Origin of the sequence: Hydrogenophaga sp. (assembly GCF_026125825.1) — a bacterium.
Lineage (GTDB): Bacteria > Pseudomonadota > Gammaproteobacteria > Burkholderiales > Burkholderiaceae_C > Hydrogenophaga.
The window spans coordinates 46,816-72,087 of sequence record NZ_JAHCKK010000012.1; the positions used below are offsets into that span (position 1 = coordinate 46,816).

Genomic DNA, 25,272 nt, shown 5'->3' on the forward strand with positions numbered 1-25,272 from the left:
GGCCCGGGTGAGCACTGTGCAACCCGCTTTGCCCGGCACCGAGAGCACCCGCATTGGCGTGGCCGTGGGCGATCCCAATGGCATCGGCCCGGAAATCGCCGTGCGCGCGGCGCTGGCCTTGCATGCCGCCACGGGTGAGCGTGCGGTGCTGTTGGCCGAGGACTGGTTGATCGCCCGTGTCTGCGAGACGCTGCAGTTGCGGCAGGACGCCGCCGCGCACGCCTTTGACGTGCATCACTGTGGCGCGCTCGCCCGTGAAGACTGGCAGCCGGGGCGCATCAGCGCCGCCGCCGGTGCGGCCACGGTGGCCTACGTGAGGGAGGCCGTTGCGCTGCGCCGTGCGGGAGCGATCGGCGCCGTGGGCGCCGCGCCTCATTGCGAAGCTGCCGTCAATGCGTCGGGCACCGCCTTCTCGGGCTACAGCGGCCTGGTGGCCGAATTGCTGGGCGTACCGAGAGGCCAGGCGCATTTGTTTCTGGAGGCGCAGGGGCTGCGCGTCGTCCACTGCACCTTGCACGAGAGCGTGCAATCGGCCGTGCAGCGATTGAACCCAGCCATGGTGTATCGCGCCGCCCTGGCGGCGCGCGAGACGCTGCAACTCTGGGGCGTGGCCGAGCCCCGCCTGTGCGTGGTGGGCATCAACCCCCATGCCGGTGAAGACGGGCTGTTCGGCGAAGAGGACGAACACGTGACCAAGCCCGCCGTGCGCGCCATGCGCGCGCTCGGCTGGTCGGTAGACGGTCCGATGGCTGCGGACGTGGCCCTGTCCGAGCGACAGCACGATGCCTACGTCGCCATGCTGCACGACCAGGGGCATATCGCCGTGAAGATGCTCAGCCCCAAGGGCGCGACGGCCTGGGTGGCTGGCATCCCGCTGATTTTTGCCAGCGTCGGCCACGGTGCTGCTTTTGACATTGCCGGCCAGGGGCGCGCCGATGCGACGGCCCTGTCCGACACCCTGGTGCTGCTGCACCGCGCACTGACCACACCATGAGCACCTGTACCCTGGAACTGCCCGGCCGTGCGCCAATTCGTTTCGAATTGGACCCCGCCCTTACCGTGCTCGATTCGGCCGCCAAGGCTGGCTGGGAGCTGCCCCATTCCTGCCGCCGTGGCAACTGCGAGAGCTGCCGCGTGCAGGTGCTCGACGGTGAGATGAGCCCACCCGCACAGAACGGCACGGCGCTGTTGTGCACCAGCCGCGCCCGTGGTGACATTCGGCTCGCCGTCGACCGCGCTGAGCCGGTCAGCACCACCACCCGCAAGACCGTGCAGGCCAGGCTCTATCGCCTGCGCATGGCCGCGCCCGATGTGGCCGTGGTGGACCTGCGTTTTCCCGCGGGTGTCAAGGTGCCGTTCAAGGCCGGTCAGTACCTGCAGGTGCTCCTGGACGGAGCCGAGCCGCGGAGCTTCTCCATGTCGAACGCGCCCAAGTCGTCCGACAGCGTTCAACTGCAGGTGCGGGTGATGCCTGGCAGCCTGTTTGGCGAGCGGGTGCTGCCCTCGCTCAAGCCTGGAGACCCCGTGACCGTGGAGTTGCCGTTGGGGGATTTCTACCTCAGGGAAGGCCCTGCGCCCGTCATCATGGTGGCCGGCGGCACGGGCTTTGCGCCCATGCAGTCGATCTTGGAGGACGCTCTGGCCAGGCAGAAAGACCGCTCGTTCACCTTGTACTGGGGGGCGCGAAAGGCCGACGGCCTCTATGCGCTGGAGCAGGTGAAGAAGTGGCAGCAAAAGTTCGCCCACTTCCGCTTTGTCGGCGTGCTGTCCGATGACGACAGCGACCATGGCATGCGCCGAGGCCTGGTGCACGAGGCGGTGCTGGTCGACCACGCCGAGCTGGCGCACCACCAGGTTTATGTGTGCGGTGCCCCTGTGCTGGTCAGTGCCGCCAGGCAGGCGTTCACTGCGCAACGCGACCTGCCGCCCGGGCAGTTCTACGCCGATTCTTTCGCCACGGTCGGCAGTGGCAGCGTCCTGCCTTCATCCGCCTGATCGGCTGGAAAGCCGGCAGGCGACAAGTCGGGTTGCTCCCCACCACGCTTGGGCATTGGCGTCTTGCGCCCGCGCGGGTCGTTTGAGCAACAAAAAAGCCCCTGCACTGCAGGGGCCTCAGACTCGCTGGCGGAGAGGGTGACTGCTTGGCGGAGACTTCACCTCGTATCAACCCGTCCCAGATTGCGTGTTGATCAGCAAAGTCTGACTTCGATCTAGTGCTCATTCTGTCTCGCTGCATCTCGCCCAATCGCATTTGGAACGATGGGTGAGAGGATGGGGTGAATCACCTGCTATGACGCCACGTCACGGTCAGCTATGACGCCCTGACACATTGCATTCTCGCTATGAAAATGCTCCAATTTCTCACCTCGATCATGCATCCCATGGTCGCTCGATCGATGTCCCAGATGATGGTCTGATTCGGCGCTTTCCATCAACTCGGTTGCCTCAAGTCACCTGCGTGACTGCGCTCGAAATTGCCCAGGAAACCCTCGGTACAGAGGTGCATCGAATTGGATTTTCATGAATGGGTAAATAGATGGGTAAGGCAAAAGAGATGGGCGCGCTGGAGGTTTCCCGAATCGCGCGTCGAGGCATGAACTTCGTGGGTGGCGTCGCCGGCCTGGGGCTGAACGTGAATACCGGAGGTTCCCGGAGCTGGGTATTCCGTGCCCGTGTGGCCGGCGTGCGGCGCGACATGGGGCTGGGTGGCTATCCGGACGTGACGCTCGCCCAGGCGCGTGAGCTTGCGCGCGTTGCACGGGCGAAGATCCGAGCCGGGGTCGATCCGATCGAAGAAGCCCGCGCGGCCCGCAGTGCACTGATCGCTGCTCGCATGTCGGCGGTGAGCTTCAGCAAGGCGACCGAGCAGTATCTTGAGGCCCACGAGGCTGGCTGGAGCAACCCGAAGCACCGCCAGCAGTGGGAGAACACGCTCACCACCTATGCTGGTCCGAAGATCGGGCAGATGCTGGTGCGTGACATTGAGCTGCCGCACGTGCTGTCGGTGCTGGAGCCGATCTGGCGCGAAAAGACCGAGACGGCCTCTCGCCTGCGTGGTCGCATGGAGTCGGTGCTGGATTGGGCCTCGGCGCGGGGCTACCGCTCAGGCCCGAACCCGGCGCGCTGGAAGGGCCATCTGGACAAGCTGCTGCCGGCGCCGGGGCGTATTGCCAAGACGGACCACCACCGCTCGCTGCCCCACGAGGACATGCCGGCCTTCTTCGCGGCGCTGCGTCAGCAGGATGGGTCTGGTGCGCGAGCGCTGGAGTTCGCGATTCTCACCGCGGCTCGCTCGGGTGAGGCCAGGGGAGCCACCTGGGAAGAATTCGACCTTACGGCGGGCAAGTGGGTGATCCCGGCCGGTCGGATGAAAGCGAAGAAGGAGCACCGTGTGGCTCTTTCGGCACAGGCGGTGGCGCTGCTCAAGGCGCAACAAGAACTGCGCGTCAGTGATTTCGTGTTCCCCTCGCCGAAGGAGGACGGCATGCTCAGCGATATGACGCTCACGGCCGTGCTGCGGCGCATGAAGGTGGATGCGGTCCCACACGGGTTCCGATCGACCTTCCGAAACTGGACGGCTGAGACGACCAACTACCCGCGCGAGATCGCCGAACTTGCGCTGGCGCACACCGTGGGCTCCGAGGTTGAGCGGGCCTACATGCGCTCGGACCTGTTCGAGAAGCGCAGGGCGCTCATGCAGGACTGGGCGGATTTCGTGAGCGGTGCTGGCGCAAGAGCGTCAAAGGGGCATGTGCGGTCTCTTCGTGGCTAGCAGGTGATGGTGGTACTGCCTTATTCCCTCGGAAAGCACCTTTCGTGCCTGAAGTGAGCGTGCAGAAGGCTCAGGGGCATTGCCTCTGGCGATTCAAGCTAGTAGGGAAAATTTGTAGCGCCCCTGTGGGCCCATGTCTGACGAGGAAAACGCGCGTGGGAGGGGGGTACAGCAATTTGTAACGTGACTAGGGGAGGGTGGTCGCCGTGGCCTCGCTTTTCCAAAAGTCACATGTTGAGCATCGATTCTGGCACTGCTGCCTCGAAATGGTCGGGCAAGGATACTTCGCTCCTACGCGAGGCGCACATCGTACAGATGCTGGCAATTTCCCGCGCCACCTGGTGGCGTTGGGTCAACGCAAACCCTGAGCTTCTGACGCCCATTCGCCTGGGCCGCAATTCGACCCGCTGGCGCGCGTCGGCTGTGCAGGCCTTCGTCGAGCAGGCCGAGCAGCGTGGAGCGAAGCCGCATGGCTCGAAGGGTGATACCAGTGCCTGATCGCGAGATCAACTCATCCTTCGCTGTAACACGGGGGGGAGATGCGCCGGGCGAGCGGGCGATGCCGGGCATCGGGATGGACGCGATCCAAGAGGAGACGACCGTCTCGCATGAGGTGCTGGTGGCCGCGGGGGTCATGCCCCCGGCACCGGGCTCGCCTCCACCGCGGGTGCAAATCGACTGGCTGCACATCACCGGGCAGCTTTCCGTGGCTGTTGTGTGCCGCACCCTGGAGTCGATCCTAGGGGAGCCCGTGATCACGAGGCTCGGCCCCGGCCTCATGGGGTATGCCACCCGCTACGCACTGATGGTGCGCGAAGGGCCAAAGCTGATCACCATCGGCGCCTTTTGTGAGGGTGAGGCCCAGCGCGCCTGGAATCTGCTCCAACTCAACGCGCATGGCTGCGGATTGCTAGGGACCAAGTGGGCGGGGATGCTCGGTTGGCTCATGACCGTCCGCGTGCGCATCACGCGCATCGATCTCGCCGTAGATTTTCATCAAGGCGAGCATGACGTCGATGAAGGCGTGGAGCTGTACAAAGCCGGCGCCTTCGCTGTGCGCGGCCGCCAACCCAAGTGCTCCCTGGCGGGCGACTGGCTTCACGGTCGGGATGGCCGCACCTTTTATGTCGGGCGTCGTCCCAATGGCAAGCTGCTGCGCATTTACGAAAAGGGGCGCCAACTCGGTGACCTGAAATCACTCTGGGTGCGTTGGGAACTTCAGCTCGGCAACAAGGAGCGCGATCTGCCGCTGGGCATCCTGATCGATCCCGCCTCCTTTTTCGCTGGTGCGTACCCGCCGCTGCAGAAAATTCTGCAGGCTGCGCCGATCAATCTGCCAACGCGGGCGACCGAACGCACGGCCGACCTTTCGCGTCGTCTGCATCACCTCCGCGCCTCCTACGGTGCCACCCTGGCCGAGACGATGGGCCTCGCTGGTGCCACCCCAGAAGGTGTCGTCGATGCCCTCCGTGGTCCTCAACCTCAAGCGCGCGATCCACCCACTGCCGACGGCCTCACGTGGGCAGCTGTGCTGGCGCTGTTGAATCGGCGCGGCGGCTGACAACGTGAGGTTACGAGAGCTTCGCCAAAAAACGAGGCGCTCCAAATCCTTCTCCTTAAACCAAATGAAACTTAAATATGAAAAAATCGTACGAAGAAGTGCTGAACCGAGCTGTCCTGATCCTGATGGCGATCGCAGCTCAGGGCGCAACCATCACCTACAAGGATCTGGCGCTCTTGCTGGGGCTCCCCATTACCGGGCTGAACTGCGGACAGCGCAGCGAGTTGCAACGCCTGTTGGACCTGTTGATCGTGATCGGCATCAAACGCAAACTGCCGCTGCTGCCGCTGATCGTGGTGCGCCGTGATACTGGGCAACCGGGCCAAGGTATCGAGCCCGTGTTGCGGGCCCTCGGAATCGCTACTGAGGCGGACTTGGCTGACCCCGTCGAGCGCGCAAAATTGGTGAAGGTGGAGCAGCAGCGCGCCTACTACTACTGTCAGCACGCTGCAAACGACAACCGCTACGTGATCCAGGCTGTGGGCGGTTGATGCCAAGAATGTAGGTTGGGACGACGTTCCAGAGTTGCCTCGCCTTCAGCGCCGCCCAGAACTCATCTGGGCGGCTTTTCCGTTTCCGCTGTCGACAACGTCGGGTCATGCTGTCAGTAAAACGGGCCTACAGCATCGCTCCGTGCGAGCAGGTCAAAATGCCGTCATCGATGACTAAATGGCGGAGAACGAGGTGGCACGAACGATTTATGAAAAGCCGACCAGGGCGCTGTTGAAGGACATGCTCATGGCCTGGAACCTGCAACCGGGTGAAACCTTCCACGCGCAGCGCGCCGTGGAGTGGTTCGCGCAGAATTATCCCAAGCTCAAGGCCGGTAGCATCATTGCCCACTTGGTCCAAGCATCGACCAACGACCGAAGCCGGCTTCACCACCCGGCCACGAACACCTCGGATGACCTGCTGTTCAGGGTCGGCTCGCGGGAATACCGGCTGTACGTCCCGGGGGCCGATCCCGCTCCCATCCATCAGCCGGCAAAGGTCCAGGTGTCCATGGCAGATGGCAGATCAATGTCGGTGACTCAAGAGGAGGAAGAGGATGCTGGTGCTGCGGTGGACGCAGCACTTGCGGGCTCGTCCCAGTTCGCCCTTGAGAAGGATCTACAGCGCTACCTTGCAGACAACTTGCATCTCATCGAGCCAGGCCTTGCGCTATTCCAGGACGAAGACATTTCCGGCTTCGAGTACCCGGCAGGCGGTGGTCGAAGGATTGACATCTTGGCTAAGGACAAGGCTGGCGGGTTCGTTGTGCTGGAGTTGAAAGTTGAGAAAGGCTACGACCGTGTCGTCGGCCAGTTGCTGCGTTACGTCAACTGGGTGCGCAAGGAGCTCGCCGAACCTGGTCAGCGCGTGCGGGGTGTCATCATCTGCCGATCCATGACTGAAGACCTGATCTTGGCTTGCGCGAGCGTCCCAGACGTTGAGCTGTTCGAGTATCAACTTTCGGTTAGTGTCAAGAAGGTGCCGCCGCTCGTATTGCCCTGAAGTGGCGCAGAGGGCAGTGTGGTGCAAGCTCTATGTTCGACGGCATCTTGCAATGCTCCAGATGGCGGAAGGTGAGCTCTGACGTCAAAGAGTTCGTTGCCAGTCCATAGTTTGGCTGTGGAAGCGCTCGCGTTGGACGCCACTCGGTTTGCTAGTGTTGCGGGCAGTCGCGACAGCACACGCGGAAAGGCCCTGCAGTACGCACTGGGCACGCCGGCCAAGTCTGCTAGTTGCCTGAAGCTGATTCGATGACCTTCAGGCACTGTGCGTGCGACTTGCAGCACGCGGCTCTGCCAATCGTCGCTGATTGGGGGTATGGATGAACGATATACCTGGATCGTGTCACCACGTTGGATTTGCCCTCCACGTACCACCCTAGCCAGCATGCCACGCAGCCCTCCGATAGTTTTGAGTGTTCCAGGACATCGACGTTCTAGCAAGCTACATGGCTCGCAGTTGAATGTCATCCAAATGATCACCTCGTTTCCGATATGCACAAGGTCTCCAGACTGCAAACACTCAGTAGAAAAGTCCACTAACAAGTTTTCTCTAAGCGCAGCGTCGGGCAGCGCCCAACGCTGGTAGGCGACCTCTCCTGCAATAAGTAGCTGACGAGGCGACTGCGGAGAGGCGTGCCGGTCCCCCGCCAGACCGTAGCCAGCAATTGCTTGGATGCAAGAAACCGGTCTGGGAGCAGGTTCATGGGCGAGCCTGACGTAGATGCCTATGAGGCTCCCTATGGACCGCCAGCGTGTAGGTCGCCGGATGTCTGCGAAAGTAGAAAACTCTGGGTCAGTCGTGTCAGAAATCATCTGAATGCTCAGCAAAGCGTGCGGCAACCAATGTGGCGGCGCCCCTTCTGATGCTATTGTTCCCTATTCAAGCAACACGTTCTATGCGCAGGTCGACTTCGAGGCATACGCCTCCCGGAAGATCAGCGTTTGAGGTGCCACGAGGTAGGAAAAAGGAGGAGAGCGATGGACATCGAGCGCATAGTGGACGCTCAGGGCCGACTGGAGATGTGGACGTATGAATGGGATTTATCCGCAAGTCCAGCGCGCAAGATCAATCGGAAGTTTGTGGGCTATGAGCAGCCCGTTCAAACGGCGCAACAGCAAGTCGCGGTAGTGCGCGAGGCGATTTGTTGGTCGTATGGGCGCACGCTGGGCAACATTGCAGTCTGCAACGAGGAAATGTTGGGCCGTTTTCAGAGTCAGGAAGGCGATGACGCAATCTTGGACTGCGACATCGTCGCCGCTGGAAAGATGCGCAACGGACAAGATCGATGGTGGTGCCGTACCCATCAAAAGCATTGGGGGACAAAAGCGGACATCCAAGACGCGGCTCAGAACGGCTTGATGCGATGCTCCAATCACCACCAGCCGATGTCGTATGTGGTCGATCCCGCGCATATCAATATTGAAGAACACGCAGAAGTCGGAATCTGGTGTTCGATGCCCCCCGCGCTTACCAACATTGGAAAACTCGAGCCGAGGCGACCCAAAATACATGTGCATGTACGTGAGCAACCAGGTGCTGTAAAGGTGATCGACCGCGACTACAAAGCACTCTCGCTGCACTACAACGCCAGCGACAACCTCTTTGGCTCAACGGAGATCACAAAGGTGCACCTTACACCGCCAGCTGCGCTTGAGTTCGTGCTTGCGCTGGAACTGAGGAAGGCGACAGGTTGCATCAATTGTAAAGATTGCGGCTATCCGCATTTGGACCTTGGAGAGTTCGCGCGCATAGCACATAAAAAGCATCTGTGCGGAAACTGCGGGCGCGATAACACTTGGAGCACTGCCCCCATTGCCTCCACGCCCCTCAGCCCAATGCACGACCAATTTAGTCGTGCGAACGAGTTCGTTGATGTAGTCAAAAGCATCGATCTTGATGACTACGCGGGGCTTTCATTTCAGGTGTGGGCGTCAACGCCGGCAGTGCTTTGGACTGCCGATCGACCGCAGGAGCGCGGCATCCATGTGCACGTCTACAAAGACGGAAACTATCTGATCGATGACACTTTTGGAACGGTGCGATATCAAGGTGCGGAGCTTGAGCGGGCGGCGTTGCTCGAACAGATGGTCGAGCGCACGATCAACTGACTCTGACCGGAAAAGCCGTAGAAGGTCTCGCAACTCGATCGCAGTCGTTCAGTTAAACGGCTGAGATAGAGCACTAAGGCAGGAAACTCGGATGCAAGCACCGACGCCCCGCACGGGTATTGGGTACACGTCTTTGAGACTGACGTAGCAAAGGACGCGGAAGCTCTTAATGATGTTCTCCGCAGAAGTTCTGCCAATGGCTAGCGCTGCATACTGATCCACATGTGGCGAAGGCGGATTGCGGGCAGATCGCCACGAGTGTGCACCGACTCGTGGACTGCAATGCCGGCCGTAACGTCGTTTCGTTCAGTAGTCAGCGCATCGGCAGATGTCCAACCGGGACTGCCGGCCATGTGTAGTTCCCGAATCCAGCCTTCGATCATGTTCTGCCAGTGCTCGAAGGTTTGGCTTTGCACATACGCGATCAATGCAGCACGCTCGTGTGTCGAACCATGCTTTCCCTCCTTGTAGCGTTGAATGCCGCCACTCGCACCAGCCTTTGTGATGACGTATTCACGTTCATCGCGTCCCGTGCCTGAGGGCGTTGGAAGCCGCTTACATTCTATTGGCAGGATTGTTTCGAAGTCGCTGTAGGTCCTGCCCTCCACAACAAGCGCATCGACTGCAGGGGCTGCCACCATGTCGATCTTGCGTGAGGGCTGCATCTCGTCTGCCTCCTCTGATCGAAACTGAAGGTAGTCCACCCCTGCTGTCTTGCGCGCCGCACTATTGAGGTGTGCACAGAGTTGCGACGTGAGCGGCGTCTCGCTGGTGCGCTGGGGCCGATCGGGACGATCGCGCCACCGGGGAAGCTGATCGAGTATGAAATCTAGAATCGCAGCGCGCGAATGACCATTGGCAATAACTCCAGACTTCAACTTGCCGGATGAGCGCGAGGGGGGGCCGTCTGCCAGCATCGCGCCTCGTCAGTATCCTTGAATGCGAAGATCTGCCAACGCATCGTCGGCATCTCGCAATCCGATCGATCGCATCCAGTAACGCAAGCGATTTGGTTTCAGAATGAACATGAATCGTTCATCATAAAGTCGGCAGATGCGTGTCATCGTCAAGTATTGACGTGACGATGAATGAAGCAATGAGGAAATGTGGCCGCGCAGCTCATCCGCTCCGGACCAATCGATCTGCACATCGCCAAAGGCGTACGCTTGGCATACTGCACCTGACCAAGTGTATTGACCGCACAAGCCGAACTTGGGAGAACCGTATAGTGCGTTGATTTGAGTTGACAGTACAGTTGCATACGCCCTTAGGTCTTCGTCATTGACCTCGCGCATTGCTCTGGAAGACTCTCCTAGCCGGATGAGATCCGATTGATAGTCGACGATGTCGTTGACCACAATTCGTTCGTTCTCACTAAGATCGAAGTTGCCATCACGCGGATAAGGAATCGAGTAGATGTCATCCGCCTGCAGCGCAGTCGCCTTCTGTGCGAACAGTCCGGGACTGGTCAGGTAAAGGTAGGCGCGCAGTGTTCGCTTTTCGTTGGACATCCATTGCTCGATGGCCTTGAGCTTGGGGAGATCTTTCCGAGGAGCGCAGAAGCCTACGATCCGCTGACCGTAAGTTAGATAGTGTCCATCCCAGACGGCGTGGTCTAGATCCATTTGCTCACGCACTAATAGCATTGGCGGCGTGAAGCGCCGCTCGGTATAGGGCGTGCGAAATAGCTTTTCTTCTAGTGGTTCAATCTGGGATTCATCGATCCCACTTTCTGTGAGCGCAGTGGAGGGCAGGTAAGAGTGGCCTGTGAGATGCGGTGCCGGTCTGCGCCGGACGGTCTGTCCCACGACGAAGCCTTCACCAACCTCCCAGGCGAGGCCTTCGGCATACTCGCGAAATGTACGCAATGGAGCCAGCCGATCTGCCAATGACAGCGCTCGTCCTCCCCCCAAAAGGTTTGCTCGCCAAATTCGATCGTTGGTGAGGGCTGTCCTGTACGGCACGGTGTGCAGATCGTAGTAGTCCAGATCCAGCCCCTGCTCGGCGTCAATGCGTCCAGTGCGGCGAAATGTTGCATGCAGAAGCGTGGCGTTGTCCGGGCGAGCTTTCTTCTGCGCGACGATGACGACGATTTTGGTATCGGCCTCACCCTTTTGGAACAATCCGCGCACCGAAACGAAATCGAGAATCTCGCGAACCCAGTAGCGGTTGAGGTATCCACGTCGGAACTGGAGCGCCCGTTGGTTGTACAGGAAGTTGTACTGCTGCAGCATCGAGATCGTTGCACCTTCCTCGGCAATCTCGCTCGCTTCGTGAAGGAACAGATAGCCTGCCTGCTTGTCGGGAAGCTTCTCGTGATGTTCAGCCAGATAGCGAGCGTACGCCCGCTGGGTTCCCGCGGTCTGCAGCTTGGACACGAAGGGAGGATTGCCAAGAACTGCTCCGATTCGTGCGGGCAATTGGCCTGATTCTTTGGCTTCGAAGAAGCAGCCGTGATATAGATTGTGTGCGCGCAGATTTGGAAATAGCTTGATGCTTTGGCGAATCTGTTCGGGTTGCAGAGCATCGCACATCGCCAAGCAAAGGCTGAAACCTGCCAGTTCTACGGCATCTTCTTCAAGGTCCACACCGTGCACGAACGCTAGTAAGCCCTGGAGGACCTCTTGGTCAGGCCGCCGCCACTGGTGGCGCATCCGCCAATGCAGAACGAGACGCTTGTAGGCCTCCACCAGAAAGACGCCCGACCCACAGGACGGATCGAGCACCACTTGATGGTGCGAAGTGATGTGGTCCAGCGAGTCCCAGCCGAGCGCTTCCTCAACGAGGAAGCGTACTAGGAATGGAGGCGTGTATACAGAGCTATCCTCGTTCTCTACAAATAGTTGATAGATCTGGCTAATCAGTTCGACTGGCAGATCACGAAACGAGTACAGCTCCCACAGAGAAAGTTGGCCGGCCGATCCCTCGCGCGCTTCGATCATGCGGGCGAAGCGCTCCAACTGCTGCGTTGTCAGCAGCTTGTCGACCTCAGACGGTGCCAGCGCGAACACGTTGCCGTTGAACCGCTCTTCCAGTGCTTCGAGCAGCTTAACCAGCGCCGGACCGTCTCCCATTACCTCGAAGAAGCGACTCGCGCCCTGACGAAAAGCGGAGAAAAACCTCTCTCCGAAAACGCCTCGCTGTTCCAGGTAGGCGATCAGCAGCGAGAGGATTAGCAGACGGCGGCGTAAGCGCTTGGGCAGAATCTTTTCGTCATCCAGACAATTACTCAGGCGCTTAAATGTGTCGAACAGACTCTTGTGCGCTGCTTTGCTGGTAGAGAGCAGCAGTTCACAAGTGTCTGGGTCGCTCCACAGCGTGCCGCTACGGATTCGCTCGTCATCCCACCAAGGATCAAGCTCTATACGAGAAGCCAGATTGAGATGCTTGACGGGATTGCATTGAAGGCGTCCGTCACTTGCGAGGAAGTCCGGACGGTGTGCGCATCGGAAGAGTTGAAGAAGCCCTGCGGTACGCCGGTACACCAGGGGCACCCCGCCCCAGCTCCATAGCTTGCGATGGCACTCAGCAAAGTCTTGGTCATCCACGAGAGTCTCAGCCCCGTAGATGAATGCCTGCGCTGAGGCTCGACGCCCATACTGTTCAACTTCGAAGAACACAGCATCGGCACCATACTCAGACGCCTTCTCCATAAGCGCAACTTCTTCAGCAGGGCGGCCATCGGGTATATATCCATGCACCCGTACCAAGCCATCGACCTGAACGACCTCGTCTGGATGTTGCCAAGCGTCCCACCAGAAAGACCGGCTACCCATGGTTGGATCGCCCTCGCTGTTGCCCTTGCCGCATGTTTCGTTGAGCTCTGCGTGTCTGACGTCCGCTATCTAAGGTAGCGCTTGCGGGCTTGCGCAGCGTGCCCGTTGCGGACAGGCCCACCTCCCGTTGGACTAGCGGCATGGGGAGCATGTAGGAATCGATGGTCAAGAAGACTGGTTCTAGAGCGACGACCAAGCCATCGTCGATGGCTGGCGCAGGATCGAGGTATTCACAGGTTGCATCTTGAACTCGCAGCACCAAGCAAGCCCGTTTGCTCACCTCACGCGGGGCAGTTAGCGCTGTAGCAATTGGTTCACACAGGGTGGCAACTGCGCTTCTTTTGAGGGCGTATACAGCTTCAAGTCGACAAAGCAGAACCACCAGCATCACGTCATGGTTCGAAAAGACCCGAGCGATGCGTGCTTCCGAGTGCCTGTTTGCGAAGCGAGGCAGCTCCGCCAGCAATGCGCGCATCTGGTCGCGCGAATAGCCGGAAAGCTCGCACAAGTCGCTCATCGTAATGGATCGCATCTGCGCATTCTAAGCGCAGTATTGCGCTTCCATAACGCAATTCTGTGTTCTGTAGACGCAGATGCGTGCGGCGACTTTAGGCTCGAGATTGGATAGCGAGAGAGCCTGGCAGGTGTACCTTGCCCCAAGGTCTATGATTTCCGACTCCAAATCCGCTGCCGGCCATCGAAGGCGCTGACTAGTCACAGTAGAAGATGAGGGGCGAGCATTCAGCGGGCAGATCAGGGACTCTGTCAATCGAACATTTACAGCTCAGTTACAACAGTCTCGATGCAAATTGTTGAGCTCGGTCTTGCGAGGAGGCCTGCATCGAGGGCGGGTTTATGACGCCGCGTCAGTCTGAAATATTGAATGGCAATAGTCGCCACGAATAATCCAGCCTGCTCGCATGCCTCGGATGACCGGTCGCAGTGAGTTCCCCCAGCCGTCGCCAGTCTGGGTTGTACTTCGCCAGCCGACTGTAGAGTTCATCGCGGGCTCGCAGGAAGTAGGAGTGATGGACGACCGGTTGCCCCCAGGTGGCCCAGATAGTTGGGCGCTCACAGCCGCTCACCACCTCTTCGATCACTTGTAGGTTTCGCTCGTAGGCTGTGGCGTTGACCTTGGTCGGCAGGGTGCGGTAGTCGGTGGCCCGAACCGGGTACAGGTTCAGCATCACGAAGCCGTCGAACCCATGGAGTTGCGCCACCTTCTGCACCCGCGCCACGGTCGGATCTGCCTTCTCTTGGGTTGCCGTGGAGCAGTTCAGCCCGATGGTCAGCAATGGCCGCGTGCCGCTCTTTCCCAGAGCGTACCGCCACTGATCCTTGTTGTCGGAATGGTAGATGTCGAACACGGATGCGCTCATCCCTTGAGAGTCAGGAGCTGCTTGGTGCGATCCTTGGTCATGGTGGTCTTGCAACCCACAATTTCCAGAGTGATCGCTGAGCCGCCGGGCGCACCGTCTTTGTAGCTCGCTTCAATCTTTTCCTCGCTGCACTCGGTGTCTCGCTGTTTGATCCATTCACGCTGCTGATCGCGTAGGGTCGTGCGTTCGGAGTCAGCCATAAATGCCCGGGCCGCCTGATAAGCCTCATTGAGCTGCTTGTCGGCAGTCTCATACCCCTCGAACGCCAACTTCAAAGGATCGGGCTCATGTGACTCTGGGGCCGACGAAGCAGCCGTGGCCGAGCTGGACTGGTTCCCTTTTGCGGCGCTCTCGGCAGCCAGGGCCTTCTCCTGCGCCTCGTTGATGTACAGCACGCTGGCGACCCCGCCGACGACATCGGTGAACGCCCGGAAGCCTCGGGCTTCGACGCGGGTGGTGGTGCCATCGTCGGAGAGCTGGACGCGGTATTCGACTGATCCGGTCAGCGTGCGGTCGTCGAGACGGACATTGCCGGGCTCATTGGCAATGGCGGTGCGCAGCAGGGCAAAGTCTGCGTTGGGCGCCTCGGGTAGGGTGCTGCTCAAGGTGGCCTGACAGCGGACCTGACGGATGTCTTTGCTGGTCTCGGTCGTGGTGATGCCGCTCACCTGAATCTGCATCTTGGCCCGAGCAAGGTCCATATACGGTTTGGCGTTCTGAGCGCCGGCCGAGGCGCTGAACTGCTGCTCGATGCTGTCCCAGAGAACCTGGGTGAGGACCGACTGGGCGGCCTCCGATGAGCAGGTCGGGCCTTCCTCGGCCACGGAACAGGCGCCCAGCGCCATCGTCACGATCACGGCGACACCGCGCCTCATCAAACCATGCATGTCATCTCCTCCAGGTTGGAGAAAATTTTATGTCACGATTAGTGCGTCAACAATTAGTGCGTGGCCTATTAATGCACATACATGCAGATTCTCGGCGTGACCAAACAGACGCTGAGAGTGAAATTCGGGGTGCGCATCCGCCAGTTGCGCGAGCAAGCTGGGTACTCGCAGGAGGCCTTCGCCGACGCGTGCGGCTACGCTCGTTCCTACATGAGCCGCATTGAGCGGGGGCTTGGCAATCCTTCGTTGGACGCTATCGAAGTACTGGCAAACGCTCTCCATATTCCAGTCGTGGAGCTGTTTTCTGACTCCGTCAAAAAGTAGCGTCAGACGCTTGATCCGGCGGTGCTCGCTCAAGCGCCCAGGCGGGCCAGTTATTTCACACGTAGATTTCGGGAAGCAAGACAGGTTTTAGCGACGCGTCCATGGAAACGATCCTCACAAACCTCAGTGATCCCGCCTGGTGGTTCACCGCCTTCTTCCCCGCTATCGCAATTCTCTTGGTCCCTCGTCTGTGGCGATACTGTGCGCCAAAGATCAGACGACTGTTTCGTGGTTCGCGCTCGCGTAGTCTCCGCCGTACAAGAGAGCTCCGCAAGGATGACTTGCTCCTTTCCAAGGAGATGCTTTCAGCTCAGGCGGCGTTCTTCGTGTTCATCATGTTTGTAGCCGTCGGCTTGGTTCTTCTGGTGCTGAGTCCGCTCAGTATCCGGCCGGGCGTCAACAGCATGTTTGTGTTCGTGCTGTCCGTTCCCATACTTACCTCCGAGGTTATTTGGCTACTGAAGGACGTTCGCGTGCAGGAACTGCTCAAGTACCGTCGCCGTTGGCTTGCTGGCAGGAGATTGGCGCTCAGCAGGGATTGCAACTAGCCAGGGGCTGGCGTTTGCGTTGGGTACGGGGGAGGCAGGAGATTCCGAAACCGGCACCGCCGTTGCACGCGGTCCGACGTGCACAATGAAAGCAGGCTGTATCAGCCTGTGCCGCGCAGTCACCCAGTCGAGTGATGGGTAAAGGGATGGGTAGAGAATCTGAACTGGTCGCCACCCCTTGAGCGTCATCAAGGGGTGGCGGAGAGGGTGTCCGCAGGAATCGAACTCCAGATAATCCCGCGTCGCATCATTTTTCCTGATTCTCCTATGGCGTCTAGAGTGCAATAGACCCGAATCGTCCTGCGTGGTATCGTTTAGTCTCACATTCATTGATGGACATGGAGATGGACAAATGACGGGACGGACGACATGGTGCGGCTAGCGAAGGAACTGGGGCCATTGCAGGTGCAGCGCCTCACCGAGCCTGGATGGCATGCGGTGGGCGGTGTGAGCGGCCTTTACCTAAAAGTGGCGCCGACCGGCGCCCGGACATGGGTGCTGCGCGCCACGGTGGGCAGCAAGCGCCGCGACATGGGCCTGGGCGGCTTCCCTTCGGTCACGCTGGCGGGGGCGCGTGAGAAAGCGCGTGAGGCCCGTCTGCTGATCGAAAAGGGAACAGACCCGATCCTAGCCAAGCAGAAAGCCAAGTCCGCACTGATCGCCGAGCAGGCCAAGGCCAAGACGTTCGACGAGGCGGTAACGTCTTTCATGGATGCCAAGGGCGACGAATGGCGCAACGTCAAACATCGCCAACAGTGGGTCAACACCCTAGCCACCTACGCCAGCCCCTACATAGGCAACGTGCTGGCATCCGATGTGACGCAGGCGCACGTCGAGCAGGTGCTGCGGCCGATCTGGCGCGAGAAGACCGAGACCGCAACGCGAGTACGCCAGCGCATCGAGAAGGTGCTGGACTTTGCGCGTGCCAGCGGATGGCGCACCGGTGAGAACCCGGCCACATGGAGAGGGCGCCTGTCCGAGCTATTCCCCAAGCCCAGCAAGATCAAGTCGGTGGTGCACCAGCGTGCGCTCCCTCCGCGCGAAATGCATGCCTTCATGCTCAAGCTGCGCAAGGCCGCCGGCACCGCTGCACGGGCGTTGGAGTTCGCCATCCTGACGGCTGCGCGCAGCGGCGAGGTGCGCGGTGCCACATGGAGCGAGATCGACCTCGAGGGCGGATTCTGGACTGTGCCAGCCGCGCGGATGAAAGCCGGTCGGGTGCACCGCGTCCCCCTGTCCGCGCAAGCCGTGAAACTGCTCAAGGCCCTACCCCGCATCAAGGACAACGAGCTACTGTTCCCCGCGCCGCGCGGCGGCTTGCTTAGTGACATGACGCTGACCGCTGTGCTGCGCCGCATGGCAGTCGATGCGGTGCCGCACGGCATGCGCGCAGCGTTCAAGACGTGGGCGATGGATCACACCGAGTTCCCACGCGAGCTCGTAGAAATTGCCCTGTCGCACACAGTTGGTGATGCCGTCGAGCAGGCCTACGCGCGCAGCGACATGGTGGAACGTCGTCGCGTGCTCATGACCGCCTGGGCCAAGTTCCTAGACACGCCGCAGCAAGCCGGCAAGGTTGTGCAGCTCAAAGAAAAGCGCGCGTAGTCCTCGACAAAATCCAGACGGTGGCCAACGCAAATCGATCTAACCGACATAACCTATTCAGACGCCATGGCTCCGCGCAAACCTGTCAAGCATCCAACAGCCCCGAGCATCGAGGACCTTCGTGCTATGGGGGCGTTTCCTGACGCCACCGGTGGACGCGGCAGACCAAAGCACGACCACTTGGGGGATTTGAACCGCCTATCCATCGAGGCGGCGGCCGAGGTGCAGCAGGCCAAGGAGGCAGACCCACGCGCATACGGCGCGATCACGCGGGGCGTCAAGCGTGTGGCCGGCCGGTTGAATCAGACCGAGGCGTGGGTGCGTAAATCTTGGCAGCGGCAGCCAATCGGACAGGAATTGGGCTCACTCCAGCACCATCAGCAGGTCATGAAAAGCGAAATCGAACGGCGCATGCGTGTATTGCCCGCCGACGTGATCGCCATCCTGCACCAGCTCCCGGCCAACGAACTTCTGTCCCTTCTGCGCGAGGAAGGAGTCGACAGCACTAACCCGTCAGAGTTTGTCGAGAAGGTTCGCCGTCCCGATTTTTTGTCCCAAAGTTAGACCCTAACCGTTCGCACACTCGCCCCATACCGCAGCCGGGAGGCATAGCGGGGCTAACTGGGGCGACACATGACGAACCTCGAATCGCGGTCCTATCGACCGAAGCAAGCCGCCGAACTGCTCGGCATCGGCACAGCAACCCTCTGGCGCTGGATCAAAGAGCGGCCGGACTTCCCGCAACCTATCCGCCTCAGCGCGCGTTGCACGGTCATCCCCGGCGATCAACTGATCGCATGGCGTGACGCGCAGGGGAAGGCGGTGCATCAGTGACCGCTCAAGAAGCACAGACCTCTGGCGACAAACGAGAAGCTACGCTCCGCGCGCGCGCAGCGCTCCTGGGCATCGTGCTGCACTCACAGCGCGACGACCACGGTCGACCTGAGTGGATAGCCACCCGCTGGTGCTTCACCCGCCCATTCAGCTCGCTGGACGAGCTCGCCGCCTGGCTGGAGCAGGAGGGCGCATGCTGACGCTCCCCCCAGCGCTGGCGCATCTCGCCACGTATCGGCAGTTTTTTCTCTATCGTGTCACGCAAGTCCCGGGCGAGCCTAAGCCACGCAAGGTGCCGGTGCACCCCGTCACTTTGCAGCCAGTCGATGCGCACGCGCCATCCATGTGGGTCGACGCTGATACCGCTTGCGCGCGCGCCACGGGGCTTGGCGCCCCATACCTCGTGGGCTTCTCGTTCCAGCCGGGCAACGGGCTTTTCTTCATCGACATTGACGGCGCGCTGCAAGCCGATGGCGCTTGGTCCCCGCTGGCGCAGCAGCTGTGCGCGCGGTTCCCCGGCGCAGCGGTGGAGGTCTCGCAGTCCGGCAAGGGCCTGCACATCATCGCGCGCGGCTCCGCGCCGCCTCATGCCTGCAAGAATGTGCCGCTGGGCATCGAGCTGTACACCGAGTACCGAGGGGCGGCCTTAACCGGCACGCACGCGGCGGGAGACGCTTCGACCGACCACACCGCGGCGCTGGCCAAGTTGGTGGCGGAATATTTCCCGCCTCGCGAGGGCGACGGCCTGCCCGATGGCGCCTGGACCGCCGAGCCGCGTGCCGACTGGCGAGGGCCTGAGGACGACGCTGAGTTGCTGCGGCGCGCGCGCAAAAGCAGCAGCGTGGCCGCCCAGTTCGGTGCGAAGCGCGCCACCTTTGAAGACCTCTGGACGCGCAACGCCGATGTGCTTTGCGCGGTGTGGCCCGACCCGCTCAAAGGCTATGACGCGTCAAGTGCTGACGCCGCTCTGGCTGCCCACCTAGCCTTTTGGACCGGGTGCGACTGCGAGCGGATGGACCGACTCATGCGGCAGTCCGCCCTCGTGCGGGAAAAATGGGAGCGTCACGATTACCTCCCCCGCACCATCCTCGGTGCCGCAGCTCGCCAAAGGGACGTGCTGCAGGACAAGGCGCCTGAGGCCGTGGCGGGTGCGCCAGTATCCATCGCTGCGCCCGAGTCGCGGCTAAAGACGGTGAGCGTTGCCGACGTACTCACGAACCCATCACCACCACCAGGCTTCATCTGGGGCTCCCTGGTGGTGTATGAGACCGTCACGATGCTCAGTGCGCACGGCGGCACGGGCAAGTCCACGATCGCACTTATGCTCGCCGTCTGTGCGGCCACTGGCCGCGATCTTTTTGGCCTCCAGGTAGACAAGTGCGTGGCGGTTTTCGTGAGCCTCGAGGACGGCTTGGCAGTCGTCCGCCATCGCCTCAGCGTCATCTGCAGGGCATGGTCGCTTGACCCGAGAGAGCTTGAGGGTCGTTTGCACGTTGTCGATGGCACGGATCACCCCGAGCTGTACAGCGCTGAGGGGCGTGGGTCCGGCGAGACGACACTTACCTTTGCGGAAATGCGCAGCTTGGTGCGCTCCGTCGGGGCCGGCCTCGTGGTGGTGGACAACGCGTCCGATGCGTTCGGCGCCGATGAAATCCAGCGTAGACCGGTCCGGGCATTCATCCGCAGCCTGGTGGACATTGCCAAAGAGTCAAAAGCCGCTGTCCTATTGCTGGCGCACGTTGACAAGGCCACGAGCAAAGCGCGCAAGAGTGAAAGTGGTGAGGGGTATTCAGGGTCTACTGCCTGGCACAACTCAGCGCGCAGTCGGCTGTTCCTGACGCGTGCGGACGATGGCACGCTCACGCTCGAGCACCAAAAAAGCAACTTCGGCAAGCTGCAGGACCCGCTCACACTGAGATGGGCTGATGGCGAGCTGCCGGAGGTCGACCACCAAGGCATCTTTCTCGCGCCCGGCGCCCGCCTGCAGGGGCACGGGAGCGATGAGAAGGCTGCCGCGTTGCTTCGCGTCCTCGCCGAATATGAGAGCCGTCACCAGTACTGCAGCCCGGTTGCCACAGCTCGCAACAACGTATTTTCGATGCTCAAGAGCGAGCCGGCTTTCCAGACCTTGAAACTCGGCGCCGACAAGTGCAGGTTGATCGTGAACCAGTGCCAGCGCATGGGCTGGATCGAGGTCGTGGAATACAGGACGCACGACCGCAAGACGCGCGAGCGTTGGACGTTAACCGGCGATGGTCGAGCATTCGCAGGGCTGGTTGCGCCTTGCGCGCCTTGTGCGCCTTCTTCGGAACAAAGCGCAGAGAGCGCAAAGGGTGCGCCTTCCGCGCCTTCCTGCGCAGGGGGTGTGGGGGAAAAGCGCGCACATCGGACAACGCGCAAAGAGGTGCATGTGGGTGAGGTGCAGCCATGAGCGCACTGCCTATCGCCGAAGCCGCTCAGGTCCTAGGTGTACCGCCGGGGACGCTGCGTCGCTGGTGCCGTGAGCAGCGCTTTCCAGTCGCTCAAGCGGGACGGCGCGGCAGGGGCTGCGCGTTGTTGGTCGACCCCGAGGTGGTGCGCAAGTGGCGTGGCGCCGACAAGCACGATGCGCTGATTTTGGAACTTGCGCAGGCCATTCCCGACCTGCTCGCGGCCGCAACTGAGAAAGCGTTCATCCGCATCGAGAACGAGCCCGCAAAGCGGCGCCTGGCCGGCTACTTCACCGCCGCTTGGTTCCAGCTGGCCACCGCTGTGCAGGACACCCTACGTGAGCGTTGTGCGTCCGTGCCGGAGGTTCGAATGTTTCCCGAGGCCATCAAGCGACTGCAAAAAATCGCAAAAGGCGATTGATTTTCGAGCGACTGCCTATTTTGGTTCTGTCGCAACACATCGGAGATCCTCCATGAATTACCTCGAGACCGCCGTCGCATACCGCGCGATTGACAACCTGAAAACCCTCATCGGCACGGGACCTACCCCCGCGCTGCAGGCCAAAGCCTTCCTGCGCCAGACCATTGTTCGAGGGCTCAGCATGCGAGATGAGGACGCTCAGGCCCGATGGGGCGATGACGGTCCAGGAATCGTCGCCCAGGCAGTCAAGGCGGCCATCGCTGCCGTCACACAAGCGGAAACCGATCCAGCCGCTGCCGCGTTCCTGGGTCTTGCGGTCGAGCGCTCCGTGCTTGGACGTCTGGGCGTGCGCCGTCCGCCATTCAACACGCGCACCACGAAACTTGTCACCGGCAGTCGGGGTTATTGGGCCGGCGAGGGACAAGTGATCCCGTTGAGTCGCCCAGCGCTTGAGGGCGAGACGCTCCGCCCGCTCAGCGTGAACGCCATCATCGTTGCGACCCAGGAGTCGCTGCGCAACCCGGAAGGGGAAGCGCTGTTGCAAGAGGACCTCCTCAACGCCGTGGCCGGTGCGATCGATCAGGCGCTTGTCTCTGCTGACCCTGGCGTCGCAGATGAACGCCCGGCAGGTATTGCATACGGCGCGCCGACCATCGCGGCAACCGGCGACATTGCCGACGACTTGGCCGCGTTGTTCGGCCTTTTCACCGGCGACCTGACGACGGCCTCGTTCATCACCACGCCGGCCGTCGCTGTGCGCCTGGCGCTGGCCGCCGGCGGGAATCCGCAAATTGCTCTGGGGCCCAACGGTGGTCAGCTGTTCGGCGTGCGAACACTGACGACGAGTCACATTGCACTGACGTCGAATGGCGCACCGCTGCTGTTGGTTGATGGCGCAGGCGTAAGTGCCAACTGGACCGGCATCGAGATTGCCCGCAGCGCGCACACGAGTCTGGTGATGAGCGACACCCCGACCTCCGAGGCGGCTCACGTCTCGATGTTCCAGACGAACAGCATGGCGCTGAAATCGTCGGCGCACGCTACTTGGAGCGTCAGTCGTGAAGGTGCCGTCGCGGTGCTGGAGGGCCTCTGATGAAACCGACCTTCGTTCGACTCATCACCAAGTTCGCCCCGCCTGAGGGCGCCGCGAGCCGCCGCCTGCGTGGCGTTGCCAGCACTCCGCTGCTGGACCGACAAAACGAGGTTGTCGTGCCCAGTGGCGCGCAGTTCACTCTGCCGGTGCCGCTACTCTGGAATCACGCGCATGGCTCCCCCCTTGGGGTAGTCGATCGCGTCGAGGCGCGCGCCGACGGCCTGCACATCGAGGCCATGCTGGCGAACTCCGCGAAGGCTGACGAGGCGCTGGAGCTGATCAATATGGGCGGCCTCTCGTACAGCATCGGGTTCATGCCTCTCGAATCCGTGCCGATGCCGGGAGGTGGTTTGAAGCACACGCGATATGAGCTGCTCGAAATCAGCCTGACCGCGGTTCCGGCAGGCCGCGGCACTCGCGTCACGCGCCGACTCAACACCTCTGACGGTTCCGTGAAGCTGCTCGGCGCCACCTTTCACCCCGGCATTCCCCTCATCCTGGAGAAATCACCATGAACCATTCCAACCGGCCCGAAGCCGCCCGCCCTGCAGATGAGACTTCCATCGCATTGCACGAAGCCTGCGCACGATGGCCCGACGCTTTCGCTGCATGTCTCAAGCAACTGGATGGCCTCGCACTTCGTCACGCTACGACCGCGGTATTCAAGGGTCAGCGCCATCTGTACTTGTGGGCAGAGTGCCCCGGGCACCCAGACCTTGAGGCGACCGGCCGCGCGCTGCTGCCGCCCGATCTGCAAGAGGTCCGCGGCATCGTGCACGACGCCATTACCTGACGAGGATGGGGGCGGGGCCATCGCCATGGAAATTTCTACCGCTTCTAGGACACCTCGCACCCTCTCGCCAATTCACCAAACTCGGCATCTTGAATATTTATGGCAGCAGGACACGGAGGCCCACGAGTCGGCGCAGGTCGGCCCAAGGGCACGAAAAACACCCCGGAGATACCCCGCACACCCCGCATCTATCGGGATGCTCTGGAGTACCTTGAGGCAGTGGTGCGTGGTGATGAGCCACCTGATGGCCAGCGCATCGCCGCCGCGCGCGTCGTGCTGCCTTTCCAAGCCCCTAAACAGCGCGCGCCGATAGCGAGCCCCACGCCGCGCAAGCTGAAGCAGATTGAGGCACGGGAAGCAGAACGTGCCATCTCCGAGGACTGGAACGAACGCTCGAATGCCGTGCGCGCGAGCATCAAAAAGGGGCAGAAAACATGATCGTCGTACACATCCAACCCCTACCCGCGTGGGCACGCGGAACGATCTACAGGCCTGGACCTCGCCCGATCTTTCAGGGGGGCGAGCCCACCCGCGAGGACGTGCAGCTCGCGCTGGCGCTGTTCGATGCGCTCGACGCAGAGTCGCAGGAGTGGTACGGGGGCCAAGCGTTCGTCACGTCGATGCAGGAGCGCCTTGCGTGGTAGGTTATGTCGGTTTCAGCGGCGTCTCCCTCCGCCTCATATCAATGCAAGTCACGATTGAATTCACGCACGACGACGGCAGGCTTATAGAGGGCCAGGGCGTCGTGCACCTTTGCGTGGTAGGTTGAGTACGGCGGATACGCATCACCAGAGCTGAGCAGCTCCAACATGATGGCTCCGCCACTGGCCGAGCTTCGGGAGGTGAGCCTGTACTGCATCGGCGGCGATGGCTTTCACCTACGCGGTCTTGAGCGCATGACTCGTGACGGCATCGAGAGTTTTGTACTGCAGGGTTGGGGTGCTTGCCCCCGGTTGAGAAGAAGCCGCGCTACCGATTTACGTCCCCTACGCGCCAAATACTGCGCTAGCGTCAAAGTCCTTGATTGCTGCCTTGAGGCGTTGCCAAGGTGTGACGTCTAGCTTGAAGTGGTTTAAGTGATATGACGACTCGACGTTCACTGAGGTCACCGCAATCCCGCCACTAGCAGGCAAGAAAAAGAAAAGACTTGAGCCTGCGCGACCAAGCAGACGGGGGCTAACGTCGGTGGTTGTCAGTTCATCCTTTACGCCAGGCCAAATTGACTGGAGATAAGTGAACTCGCGACCGGACTTCACCATGTCGGCACGAAATTTCCCCTGTGCGAAGGCGAACAGGGGGAGAGCAACAAAAATCCCGACGAGAAGCCTTCTAGGTCCTTCCGAAGGCACTATCTCTCTCGCCCAGCTTGATGGAAGGACGCGCGTTGCAATCGCCACGGCCGCCATTGGCAACAAGATCCAGAGTATGGCCGGAGAAGTGAAAAAGACGCCTGCGCCGATGAATGCGAGCGCGAAGGTGTAAACGGTATAGCGCACTCGTGAGGGAGTGCGCGACGCACGGTGGGCTTTGGCGTCAACACCGGGGGTCTCTTCTCCAGTGCTGAGCCAATGCCCAAATAGCGACCCCACAATCCAAAACACAAATGTTGACGCTATCGGTTGAGCCGCTGCTCGGACAACATCTGAAAGCCCGGCGTGTTCAAGTATGTTGACGTGAAAGGTACCCCAGTAGGCCCACAGGTAGAGTAAGCCTACAGTGATGAAATAAAAGGGCGACACGTAGGCGATTGTTCCAACGCTCAAAGTGGGGATGTGTCCGCCGTTGCTCACCATGGTCAGTTCCTTGAATAGCTAAGGGATTGTTTTGGTTGCAGCGAACCATGTCATAGCGCAGAGCAGCACAAAAAAGCCCGCGAAAAGCGGGCGAGTTTATTGTGGTTAACGCTTTCTGTCTTGCCTACGAGGCGGGGTCGTGGCTACTGGCTTGACCTCTTCGATGTTTAGGTCGACGCCTGTGCTGATTAGCCAATGCACGTTCTTCTTGAAATAGAACTGGCGAACCCTGTGGCCCCCGGCAAACGAGGGGTCGCTTCTTTGACGAACCGTCTCGCCACAGAATTCATGTGCAAGCCCGTGAGGAGTGAGATCTAACCACTCCTTGTTCCCGACTTTCTTTATTGGAAACGTGAGCGACTTGCTGCTCACTTGGATACTCTCACGCCTTTGGTGGTCATACCGACGACAGCACGATCTACCATATCAATTGGCAGCGAGAGCGCTCTCGCAAC

Annotated in this window: 27 protein-coding genes; 20 read left to right on the forward strand and 7 right to left on the reverse strand. The window is 60.8% G+C overall.

What is annotated here, in order from left to right; translation table 11 throughout:
• The first annotated feature begins 7 nt into the window (after positions 1 to 7).
• From KIT86_RS06965 to KIT86_RS06995, 7 genes are all read left to right on the forward strand, one after another.
• A complete protein-coding gene (locus tag KIT86_RS06965; RefSeq protein ID WP_297396557.1) occupies positions 8 to 994 on the forward strand; it encodes a 4-hydroxythreonine-4-phosphate dehydrogenase PdxA in 987 nt (328 codons plus the stop codon).
• Positions 991 to 1,995, forward strand: coding sequence for a 2Fe-2S iron-sulfur cluster-binding protein (locus tag KIT86_RS06970; RefSeq protein ID WP_297396560.1), 1,005 nt, complete (start codon positions 991 to 993; stop codon positions 1,993 to 1,995). Before KIT86_RS06965 ends, KIT86_RS06970 begins: the two co-directional genes overlap by 4 nt.
• Before the next feature lie 541 nt (positions 1,996 to 2,536).
• Complete coding sequence (locus tag KIT86_RS06975; protein WP_297396563.1) at positions 2,537 to 3,772, forward strand: site-specific integrase; 1,236 nt, start codon at positions 2,537 to 2,539, stop codon at positions 3,770 to 3,772.
• A gap of 234 nt (positions 3,773 to 4,006) precedes the next feature.
• On the forward strand, positions 4,007 to 4,270 hold the full coding sequence (locus KIT86_RS06980) for an AlpA family transcriptional regulator (protein WP_297396565.1): 264 nt from the start codon (positions 4,007 to 4,009) through the stop codon (positions 4,268 to 4,270).
• Positions 4,271 to 4,346: 76 nt separating this feature from the next.
• A complete protein-coding gene (locus KIT86_RS06985) occupies positions 4,347 to 5,333 on the forward strand; it encodes a replication initiation factor domain-containing protein (RefSeq protein WP_297396567.1) in 987 nt (328 codons plus the stop codon).
• 77 nt (positions 5,334 to 5,410) lie between these two features.
• Positions 5,411 to 5,824 (forward strand): hypothetical protein, encoded by a 414-nt coding sequence (locus KIT86_RS06990; RefSeq protein WP_297396571.1) that lies wholly within the window; start codon positions 5,411 to 5,413, stop codon positions 5,822 to 5,824.
• Positions 5,825 to 6,002: 178 nt separating this feature from the next.
• Positions 6,003 to 6,827: an endonuclease NucS domain-containing protein gene (locus KIT86_RS06995; RefSeq protein WP_297396574.1), complete on the forward strand. Its 825-nt coding sequence runs from the start codon at positions 6,003 to 6,005 to the stop codon at positions 6,825 to 6,827.
• Here KIT86_RS06995 and KIT86_RS25220 read toward each other — a convergent pair.
• Positions 6,779 to 7,639 carry an MOSC domain-containing protein gene (locus KIT86_RS25220; protein ID WP_367185426.1) on the reverse strand — a complete coding sequence of 287 codons (861 nt, stop codon included), beginning with the start codon at positions 7,637 to 7,639 and terminating at the stop codon, positions 6,779 to 6,781. The two genes, KIT86_RS06995 and KIT86_RS25220, sit on opposite strands and share 49 nt — an antisense overlap.
• A 165-nt stretch (positions 7,640 to 7,804) precedes the next feature.
• Here KIT86_RS25220 and KIT86_RS07000 point away from each other — a divergent pair, with 165 nt between their 5' ends.
• Positions 7,805 to 8,935 carry a hypothetical protein gene (locus tag KIT86_RS07000; protein WP_297396577.1) on the forward strand — a complete coding sequence of 377 codons (1,131 nt, stop codon included), beginning with the start codon at positions 7,805 to 7,807 and terminating at the stop codon, positions 8,933 to 8,935.
• 200 nt (positions 8,936 to 9,135) lie between these two features.
• On the opposite strand, the gene KIT86_RS07005 is transcribed toward KIT86_RS07000, so the two are convergent.
• The 4 genes from KIT86_RS07005 to KIT86_RS07020 all read right to left on the reverse strand — a co-directional run bounded on the left by KIT86_RS07005 (position 9,136) and on the right by KIT86_RS07020 (position 14,977).
• On the reverse strand, positions 9,136 to 9,852 hold the full coding sequence (locus tag KIT86_RS07005; RefSeq protein WP_297396580.1) for a hypothetical protein: 717 nt from the start codon (positions 9,850 to 9,852) through the stop codon (positions 9,136 to 9,138).
• Between the two features lie 9 nt (positions 9,853 to 9,861).
• The gene (locus KIT86_RS07010) at positions 9,862 to 12,588 is read right to left on the reverse strand and encodes an N-6 DNA methylase (protein WP_297396582.1); all 2,727 of its coding nucleotides are present in this window, start codon (positions 12,586 to 12,588) and stop codon (positions 9,862 to 9,864) included.
• Positions 12,589 to 13,577: 989 nt separating this feature from the next.
• Entirely contained in the window at positions 13,578 to 14,078 is a 501-nt protein-coding gene (locus KIT86_RS07015) for a DUF1643 domain-containing protein (protein WP_297396586.1), read from the reverse strand.
• 8 nt (positions 14,079 to 14,086) lie between these two features.
• The gene (locus KIT86_RS07020) at positions 14,087 to 14,977 is read right to left on the reverse strand and encodes a lysozyme inhibitor LprI family protein (protein WP_297396589.1); all 891 of its coding nucleotides are present in this window, start codon (positions 14,975 to 14,977) and stop codon (positions 14,087 to 14,089) included.
• Between the two features lie 81 nt (positions 14,978 to 15,058).
• On the opposite strand from KIT86_RS07020, the gene KIT86_RS07025 reads away from it, so the two are divergent.
• The 12 genes from KIT86_RS07025 (at position 15,059) to KIT86_RS07080 (ending at position 23,668) form a co-directional block, all read left to right on the forward strand.
• Positions 15,059 to 15,301 carry a helix-turn-helix transcriptional regulator gene (locus tag KIT86_RS07025; RefSeq protein WP_297396592.1) on the forward strand — a complete coding sequence of 81 codons (243 nt, stop codon included), beginning with the start codon at positions 15,059 to 15,061 and terminating at the stop codon, positions 15,299 to 15,301.
• A gap of 101 nt (positions 15,302 to 15,402) precedes the next feature.
• Positions 15,403 to 15,849 (forward strand): hypothetical protein, encoded by a 447-nt coding sequence (locus KIT86_RS07030; RefSeq protein ID WP_297396595.1) that lies wholly within the window; start codon positions 15,403 to 15,405, stop codon positions 15,847 to 15,849.
• A 369-nt stretch (positions 15,850 to 16,218) separates the two neighbouring features.
• The gene (locus KIT86_RS07035) at positions 16,219 to 17,454 is read left to right on the forward strand and encodes a site-specific integrase (protein WP_297396598.1); all 1,236 of its coding nucleotides are present in this window, start codon (positions 16,219 to 16,221) and stop codon (positions 17,452 to 17,454) included.
• A 66-nt stretch (positions 17,455 to 17,520) separates the two neighbouring features.
• Positions 17,521 to 18,018, forward strand: coding sequence for a hypothetical protein (locus KIT86_RS07040; RefSeq protein WP_297396600.1), 498 nt, complete (start codon positions 17,521 to 17,523; stop codon positions 18,016 to 18,018).
• A 69-nt stretch (positions 18,019 to 18,087) separates the two neighbouring features.
• Positions 18,088 to 18,288 (forward strand): helix-turn-helix domain-containing protein, encoded by a 201-nt coding sequence (locus KIT86_RS07045; protein ID WP_297396603.1) that lies wholly within the window; start codon positions 18,088 to 18,090, stop codon positions 18,286 to 18,288.
• 193 nt (positions 18,289 to 18,481) lie between these two features.
• On the forward strand, positions 18,482 to 20,719 hold the full coding sequence (locus KIT86_RS07050; protein ID WP_297396606.1) for an AAA family ATPase: 2,238 nt from the start codon (positions 18,482 to 18,484) through the stop codon (positions 20,717 to 20,719).
• Positions 20,716 to 21,138, forward strand: coding sequence for a helix-turn-helix domain-containing protein (locus KIT86_RS07055; protein WP_297396608.1), 423 nt, complete (start codon positions 20,716 to 20,718; stop codon positions 21,136 to 21,138). Before KIT86_RS07050 ends, KIT86_RS07055 begins: the two co-directional genes overlap by 4 nt.
• A 52-nt stretch (positions 21,139 to 21,190) precedes the next feature.
• Entirely contained in the window at positions 21,191 to 22,231 is a 1,041-nt protein-coding gene (locus tag KIT86_RS07060; protein WP_297396611.1) for a phage major capsid protein, read from the forward strand.
• Complete coding sequence (locus KIT86_RS07065) at positions 22,231 to 22,746, forward strand: HK97 family phage prohead protease (protein ID WP_297396614.1); 516 nt, start codon at positions 22,231 to 22,233, stop codon at positions 22,744 to 22,746. Before KIT86_RS07060 ends, KIT86_RS07065 begins: the two co-directional genes overlap by 1 nt.
• Positions 22,743 to 23,024 carry a hypothetical protein gene (locus KIT86_RS07070; protein WP_297396617.1) on the forward strand — a complete coding sequence of 94 codons (282 nt, stop codon included), beginning with the start codon at positions 22,743 to 22,745 and terminating at the stop codon, positions 23,022 to 23,024. The genes KIT86_RS07065 and KIT86_RS07070 overlap by 4 nt, the downstream gene beginning before the upstream one ends.
• Before the next feature lie 222 nt (positions 23,025 to 23,246).
• Positions 23,247 to 23,462 carry a hypothetical protein gene (locus KIT86_RS07075; RefSeq protein ID WP_297396620.1) on the forward strand — a complete coding sequence of 72 codons (216 nt, stop codon included), beginning with the start codon at positions 23,247 to 23,249 and terminating at the stop codon, positions 23,460 to 23,462.
• Positions 23,459 to 23,668: a hypothetical protein gene (locus KIT86_RS07080; protein WP_297396622.1), complete on the forward strand. Its 210-nt coding sequence runs from the start codon at positions 23,459 to 23,461 to the stop codon at positions 23,666 to 23,668. The genes KIT86_RS07075 and KIT86_RS07080 overlap by 4 nt, the downstream gene beginning before the upstream one ends.
• A 38-nt stretch (positions 23,669 to 23,706) precedes the next feature.
• Here KIT86_RS07080 and KIT86_RS07085 read toward each other — a convergent pair whose 3' ends face one another.
• Positions 23,707 to 23,835: a hypothetical protein gene (locus KIT86_RS07085; protein WP_297396624.1), complete on the reverse strand. Its 129-nt coding sequence runs from the start codon at positions 23,833 to 23,835 to the stop codon at positions 23,707 to 23,709.
• Between the two features lie 175 nt (positions 23,836 to 24,010).
• Positions 24,011 to 24,817, reverse strand: a complete 807-nt coding sequence (locus KIT86_RS07090) for a hypothetical protein (protein ID WP_297396626.1) — start codon at positions 24,815 to 24,817, stop codon at positions 24,011 to 24,013.
• Between the last annotated feature and the right edge of the window lie 455 nt (positions 24,818 to 25,272).